Origin of the sequence: Candidatus Glomeribacter gigasporarum BEG34 (genome assembly GCF_000227585.1) — a bacterium.
Lineage (GTDB): Bacteria > Pseudomonadota > Gammaproteobacteria > Burkholderiales > Burkholderiaceae > Glomeribacter > Glomeribacter gigasporarum_B.
Genome location: NZ_CAFB01000050.1, coordinates 26,767 through 33,103 on the forward strand (window position 1 = coordinate 26,767; position 6,337 = coordinate 33,103).

Here is a 6,337-nt window from a genome sequence, read left to right on the forward strand (position 1 = left end):
TTTATGGATAAGCAGCGCAGGAGTTAAAGCGTACAAGTCGCTCCCAATCAATCTCACCCGTTATCAAACAGAATTCCTCCAGAAATTCACGAGTAAATTGATTGACAACTTTGACAAATTCCCGATGAAAATTTTCGTTACATTCTTTTGCTGTGTGTCCCAACGGTTCAATAATATCAAGATACAATGAAGCTTCCCCTGATATAAAACTCCAGAAATTCTCTCCGCATAGTTTTAAATAATCACCCTTATCTTCTTTATTGTCTCTCCCATAGCAGCATCCATTCACCGCTACAATGCTTCGTCCCATCGTGTTGGCGCCAAGAATCTTTTTGGCTTTCCGGAAATTGTCCTGTAACTTTTTTAACTGACTGCTATTTCCCCAATTTGGCCCGGACATGATGGATACGATGTATAAAACATCATCACGCATAAATTCCAGGTCAATGCCTTCGGCGGCTGATTTCTTGCCATTAAAACAACATTGACAAATAAAAATGGCAACCCGCTCAAGAAAAGCGCCAAAAAGCGTTTCTTCCTGTGAGGACAGATAGGCGTCCAGAATGGAGCGCACAAGCTCTTCAGCCGTAAATGTGTTCTTTGCCCTGAACAAATATGGATTTTTCCTCCTCAGGATATCTTTGAGTTTAAGCCTTTTCAGACTTTCAAGTCGGCGACAATGAAAATCGGGAATATTTCGTTCTACAAATTCACAAAGTTGTCGTTTAAAGTGCGGTAACATAATGGCTCTCCGGCTGCATCAGAACCAACTGCGCGTCATTTAAAATTTCCTGAGCAAGCGCACAATATTCTGGACATCTCTCGATCCCCATCGCATTACGCCCTAATCCCTTTGCGGCCTTTAATGCCGTGCCTGATCCAGCGAATGGATCAAGTATCCAATCACCCAAATCCGTAAATACTCGAATAAACCATTCTGGCAAAGCAGGTGGAAACGCGGCGCTATGTTTTCTATTTCCACACTCTGTCGCTAAATGTAATACATTTGTTGGATATGCCATTGAGCGCCTCACCCAATTCGCAATGTTTTTTCCAAATCCACTGCCTACTTTCGAGTCAAATCTGACCACATCATTTTTACCCAGACTTTTTAAACGGGAACCGGCCCAGTCTCCCATCGGAATCATGACTGCATCCTGATTCATTTTAAATTTTTTCTCTTTAGTGAAATGCAGACAGCGTTCCCATGCATCCCTGAAACGGTTAGGCCATTTGCCCGGATAACAATTTCTTTTATGCCAGATATATTCTTCTGTCCATAACCACCCTTGTTTGCGAAGCGCCAGGATGAGTTCCAGCACATAGGTATGGCGCTCTCCATCGACCACCTTTTCTTTGATATTCAGCACAAAAGAGCCTGTTGGCTTAAGCACGCGCAGGAATTGCTCGGCGCGCGGCAAAAACCATTCGACATAGCGATCCGGATGAATGCCTCCGTAAGTACTTTGCCTGCTATCTGCATATGGGGGAGAAGTGATCATCAAATCAATGCTGCTGGATGGCTGAGACTGTAATACGTCCAGACAATCTCCCTCTTTGATCAGCGTTTCAACAGGCATGGTATACCCCAGACAAACTTTCTTAACAGTTTACCGCGCAGCAGCCACCGCGCGCTCAACCGGCAGGGCGAGCGCCTAAGGTGAGTTAGAATTCTAAGTTGCTTCAGTTGGTTTTCCGGATACAACGGATGGGAATGCCAATAAAGCATGAATGCCGGACCGGCGCATCCAGGGTGCTTGTACTCTAATTTTTAGAGCCTTTTTCAGCGAGATTGCACAAGGAACGAGCGCGAAGACAGTATGGAGATCGATGCGGGCGGAGCAGGTCTCCATCGCGTAGCGATGGAGGCGACCCCGCAGCGAGCTCATACGGCGAGCGCGAAGTGACGTAGTGTAAGCCGCTGAAAAAGGCTCTAACAAGTGTCGCAGCCGGTCTATGTCCTAACCCTTGGGGAGACTCTTCATGTCTGTCACGATGCGGGAAATGCTGGAAGCGGGCGTCCATTTCGGGCACCAAACGCGCTTTTGGAATCCGAAAATGGCCCCTTATATCTTCGGCCATCGCAATAAAATCCATATTATTAATCTTGAGAAAACGCTGCCGATGTATCGCGAGGCGCTGCAATATGCGCGGCGTATCTCAGCAGGTCGCGGCACGATTCTGTTCGTCGGCGCCAAGCGCGGCGCGCGCGAAGCCATTGCGTTGGAGGCGGCGCGCGCCGGCATGCCGTATATCAATATCCGCTGGTTGGGCGGTATGTTGACCAATTTCAAAACCCTGAAGGCCTCGATCAAGAAATTGAAGGAAATGGAAAGTATCGCCGCATCCGGCGCGCTTGAGAATATGAGCAAGAAGGAAGCGCTGATGTTTGAGCGCCGCCTGGCAAAACTGGAAAAATCGATCGGCGGCGTAAAAAATATGAATGGCATTCCAGACGCCCTATTTATCATCGACGTAGGTTATCACCGGATTGCGCTGGCCGAGGCGGGGAAATTGGATATTCCGGTGATTGCCGTCGTCGATACAAACCATTCTCCGGATGGCGTGGATTACGTTATTCCAGGCAACGACGACTCAAGCAAAGCCGCTGCGCTGTATATCCGCGGCATGGCAGATGCCATCCTCGCAGGCCGCGCGGACGCAACCCAACAGGTGGTGGAGTCTGCACGTGACGCCGCGGACGGCGCGGATATCGCAGACGAAGAATTTGTCGAAATTCAGGAAGAAATTTAGAGCATTTTTCAGTGAGATTGCCACTGGCGCAAGCGCATCGCTGCGCCGTGCAAGCCGCTGAAAAATGCCTTAGAACGGGAGAACACTATGGTGGAAATTACTGCGCGCCGAGTTGCAGAACTGCGCGCGAAAACGGATGCTCCGATGATGGAATGCAAAAAGGCGCTGACCGAGGCCGATGGGAATCTCGAACGCGCTGAAGAATTACTGCGCGTCAGACTGGGCCATAAAGCGGGCAAGTCGGCTGCGCGCATTACCGCTGAGGGCGTCATCGCCGCGCATATCGATGGCAACGCCGGCGCACTGGTTGAACTGAATTGCGAAACAGATTTCGTCGCCAAAAATGCGGACTTTATTGATTTTGCAAATAAAGTGGCTGAATGGGTCGTAAAACAGGCGCCCGCCAATGTGGCGGAGCTATTGCAGCTTCCCTTTGAAGGCGCTCCATCCGGCGGAACGGTGGATCAAATGCGCGCCCATTTCATCGGAAAAATCGGCGAAAACCTGGCTATTCGCCGCTTTCAACGGATTCAGACCGCGCATCGCCTGGCCTGCTATCTGCATGGCGCGCGCATCGGCGTATTGGTTGAATATCAAGGGCCGGATGCATCCATTGGCAAAGATGTCGCCATGCATATTGCGGCGATGAAGCCGATCGCCTTATCCGCTGCCGATGTACCCGCCGAACTGATTGAAAGAGAACGCAGCATTGCGCGTCAAAAAGCCGCTGAATCAAACAAACCGGCGGCGATTATCGAAAAAATGGTGGAGGGCAGCGTTCAAAAATATCTGAAAGAGATTGCGCTTCTCGACCAGCCCTTCGTCAAAAATGACAAGCAAACGGTTGAGCAGATGCTGCATGCCGCGCATGCTTCAGTCCACAGTTTCACCTTGTATGTGGTCGGGAAGGCATCGAGAAACCGCAGAATGATTTTGCCGCCGAAGTGGCCGCGCAAGCCGCCGCGGCCCGATAATCTGTAATTGCCAGGAACGCCTACTTCATGCCCGCTTCCCCTATTTACAAACGGGTTCTGCTGAAATTATCCGGCGAGGCTCTGATGGGCGATGATGCTTTCGGCATTAACCGCGCAACCATTGAGCGGATCGTGGCGGATATCGCGGAAGTCGTACAGCTCGGTACGCAGCTTGCCGTCGTGATTGGCGGCGGCAATATCTTCAGGGGCGTGGCGGGCGGCGCGGCCGGCATGGATCGCGCCACCGCGGACTATATGGGAATGCTCGGCACAATGATCAATGCGCTGGCGTTGCAAGACGCGATGCGCCAGACGGGCATTGAAGCGCGCGTGCAATCGGCGCTGCGGATGGATCAGGTCGCTGAACCGTATATCCGTCCGCGCGCGATTCATCATCTTAAAGCGGGAAAAGTGGTGATTTTCGCCGCAGGCACCGGTAATCCTTTTTTCACGACCGATACCGCAGCCGCGCTGCGCGGCGCTGAAATCGGCGCTGAAGTCGTTTTAAAGGCAACGCGCGTAGATGGCGTGTATTCTGCAGACCCGAAACGCGCGCCAACGGCATCCCGCTACGCAATGATCCGTTTTGATGAAGCGATTCAGCGCAATCTGCAGGTGATGGACGCCACTGCATTCGCGCTATGCCGGGACCAAAAATTGCCGGTGCGTGTATTTTCGATCAACAAGACAGGCGCCCTGAAGCGGATTATGGACGGGCAAGATGAAGGAACGCTCATTCATTTATAGGCACTAAGAACCTGTTTACGATCTGTAGCGAGCGCCTGTCAGCCAAGGAGGACGGGGCGCAGGAACCGGAGCATATTTGATATATGTGAGGATTCCGAGCACCGCCCGACACAGGCTCACAGGCGCGCAGTAAGATCGTAAACAGGCTCTAAAAATGCTCTGGGCTGGGAGTTACAGATGGATTTAGTGAATCCTCAGAAAAACATCGAGCAGAAAATGCAGCGCTCGATTGAGGTGTTGAGCGAGGCGTTGAAAAAAATACGCACGGGACGCGCACATACCGGATTGCTCGATCATGTTCAGGTGGAGTATTACGGCGCGCGCGTGCCGATTTCCCAGGCGGCGAATTTAACGCTGATGGATGCGCGCACGATTGGCGTTATGCCGTGGGACAAGAAAATCATGCCCGTGATTGAAAAAGCGATTCGCGAGTCCGATCTTGGCCTGAATCCTTCTGCTCAGGGCGATTTCCTGCGCGTGCCCATGCCTCCCTTGACCGAAGAGCGCCGCCGTGATCTGGTTAAGGTCGTCAAACATGAAGGAGAAATTGCCAAAATCGCGGTGCGCGCCCTGCGCCGGGACGCGAATGAGCAATTGAAAAAATGGCTTAAAGACAAAGAAATCTCGGAAGACAGCGAGCGCCGCGCGCAAGAAGAAGTACAAAAGCTGACCAATGCATTTATCGCCAGAATTGAGGCTTTGGTGCATGAAAAAGAAAAAGAAATCCTGACGGTTTGATCTGTCGGTCGCGCCCTTCTCTGCCTTCTCCGCCTTGATGCAAGCCACAATACATATTCCGCAGCATATCGCCATCGTGATGGATGGCAATGGGCGATGGGCCATACAGAAGGGATTACCACGCATTGCGGGACATCGCAAAGGCGTTGAGGTCGTGCGGGACATCGCCAGAGCGTGCGCGGAGCGCGGCATTGCCTATCTCACCCTGTTCGCGTTCAGTTCGGAAAACTGGCGCCGTCCCAAGGAAGAAGTGGCATTTTTGATGCGCCTGTTCACCAATGCGCTCGAACGCGAAATTGGCCAACTGCATGAAAACGGGATTCGATTGCGCGTCATTGGCGATTTGACGCGATTCGAGCCATCGCTGCAGCGCCAAATACAGCGCGCCGAAGCAAAAACCGCGCACAATACGCGTATGACGCTGACGGTTGCAGCCAATTACGGCGGACGCTGGGATATCCTCCAGGCCGCGCGCAGATGCGCATCCAATGCGCTCAACGCGGGCCGCCCAATCTCGCTTAGCGCGCTCAACGAAGCGGATATTGCAAAATATTTGGCGATTGCCTACGCGCCCGAACCAGACCTGTTGATCCGAACCGGCGGCGAGCAGCGCATCAGCAATTTTCTGCTATGGCAACTGGCGTATACCGAACTTTATTTTACGGATACTTTCTGGCCGGATTTCAACGCTGAAGCGTTCGCGCATGCGCTGCACTGGTACAGGAGCCGCGAACGCCGCTTCGGTTCAATCAGCGCGCAGCGCGAAGCGCCTGCGTATTCCGCCAAAGCTGTTTAGGGCCTGTTTCCAATTAAAACATGCGCGCGAACAGGTGAATCCGGTTGCAGGGCAAGGCGGGCGGCGCGTCGTTTGGTCAACCCAAACAAGCGCCGNCCAACACCGCCCTGTGATCGGATTCACCTGTNCCCGTAAAATCAGNTTCAAAATTGGGGTTGCTGCCGATATGNGAGGCTCGCGGCGTCATGCGTCTTGCAAATATATTGAATATTCGCTTCGTCACATTCCTTGCGAGCCTCGCATATCGGCGCAACGCGCACACATTTTTAATTGAGAACAGGCCCTAATATGTGCCAACTATTGGGAATCAATTGCGCTGCGCCGACAG

The 6,337-nt window shown here is 52.2% G+C and carries 6 protein-coding genes and 1 pseudogene; 5 read left to right on the forward strand and 2 right to left on the reverse strand.

Translation table 11 applies throughout. The features are described from left to right. Window position 1: 1 nt before the first annotated feature. A complete protein-coding gene (locus tag CAGGBEG34_RS06745) occupies window positions 2-742 on the reverse strand; it encodes a PmeII family type II restriction endonuclease (protein ID WP_006683001.1) in 741 nt (246 codons plus the stop codon). Then, the gene (locus tag CAGGBEG34_RS06750; protein ID WP_006683002.1) at window positions 726-1,580 is read right to left on the reverse strand and encodes a DNA-methyltransferase; all 855 of its coding nucleotides are present in this window, start codon (window positions 1,578-1,580) and stop codon (window positions 726-728) included. Before CAGGBEG34_RS06750 ends, CAGGBEG34_RS06745 begins: the two co-directional genes overlap by 17 nt. Before the next feature lie 403 nt (window positions 1,581-1,983). Here CAGGBEG34_RS06750 and rpsB point away from each other — a divergent pair, with 403 nt between their 5' ends. The 5 genes and pseudogenes from rpsB to uppS all read left to right on the forward strand — a co-directional run bounded on the left by rpsB (window position 1,984) and on the right by uppS (window position 6,009). Then, a complete protein-coding gene (gene rpsB / locus CAGGBEG34_RS06755) occupies window positions 1,984-2,754 on the forward strand; it encodes a 30S ribosomal protein S2 (RefSeq protein WP_006683003.1) in 771 nt (256 codons plus the stop codon). Between the two features lie 87 nt (window positions 2,755-2,841). Next, a pseudogene (tsf, locus tag CAGGBEG34_RS06760) lies at window positions 2,842-3,728 on the forward strand (translation elongation factor Ts). 27 nt (window positions 3,729-3,755) lie between these two features. Further along, window positions 3,756-4,475, forward strand: a complete 720-nt coding sequence (gene pyrH, locus CAGGBEG34_RS06765) for a UMP kinase (RefSeq protein WP_006683005.1) — start codon at window positions 3,756-3,758, stop codon at window positions 4,473-4,475. Window positions 4,476-4,652: 177 nt separating this feature from the next. Continuing rightward, window positions 4,653-5,213 (forward strand): ribosome recycling factor, encoded by a 561-nt coding sequence (frr, locus tag CAGGBEG34_RS06770; protein WP_006683006.1) that lies wholly within the window; start codon window positions 4,653-4,655, stop codon window positions 5,211-5,213. 37 nt (window positions 5,214-5,250) lie between these two features. Next, entirely contained in the window at window positions 5,251-6,009 is a 759-nt protein-coding gene (gene uppS / locus CAGGBEG34_RS06775; RefSeq protein WP_006682734.1) for a polyprenyl diphosphate synthase, read from the forward strand. The last annotated feature ends 328 nt before the right edge of the window (window positions 6,010-6,337 follow it).

Excerpts from the sequence above, each read along its gene's own strand:
- CAGGBEG34_RS06745 (WP_006683001.1), bottom strand. The coding sequence starts at position 742 with ATGTTACCGCACTTTAAACGACAACTTTGTGAATTTGTAGAACGAAAT.
- CAGGBEG34_RS06750 (WP_006683002.1), bottom strand. The coding sequence starts at position 1,580 with ATGCCTGTTGAAACGCTGATCAAAGAGGGAGATTGTCTGGACGTATTA.
- rpsB (WP_006683003.1), top strand. The coding sequence starts at position 1,984 with ATGTCTGTCACGATGCGGGAAATGCTGGAAGCGGGCGTCCATTTCGGG.
- pyrH (WP_006683005.1), top strand. The coding sequence starts at position 3,756 with ATGCCCGCTTCCCCTATTTACAAACGGGTTCTGCTGAAATTATCCGGC.
- frr (WP_006683006.1), top strand. The coding sequence starts at position 4,653 with ATGGATTTAGTGAATCCTCAGAAAAACATCGAGCAGAAAATGCAGCGC.
- uppS (WP_006682734.1), top strand. The coding sequence starts at position 5,251 with ATGCAAGCCACAATACATATTCCGCAGCATATCGCCATCGTGATGGAT.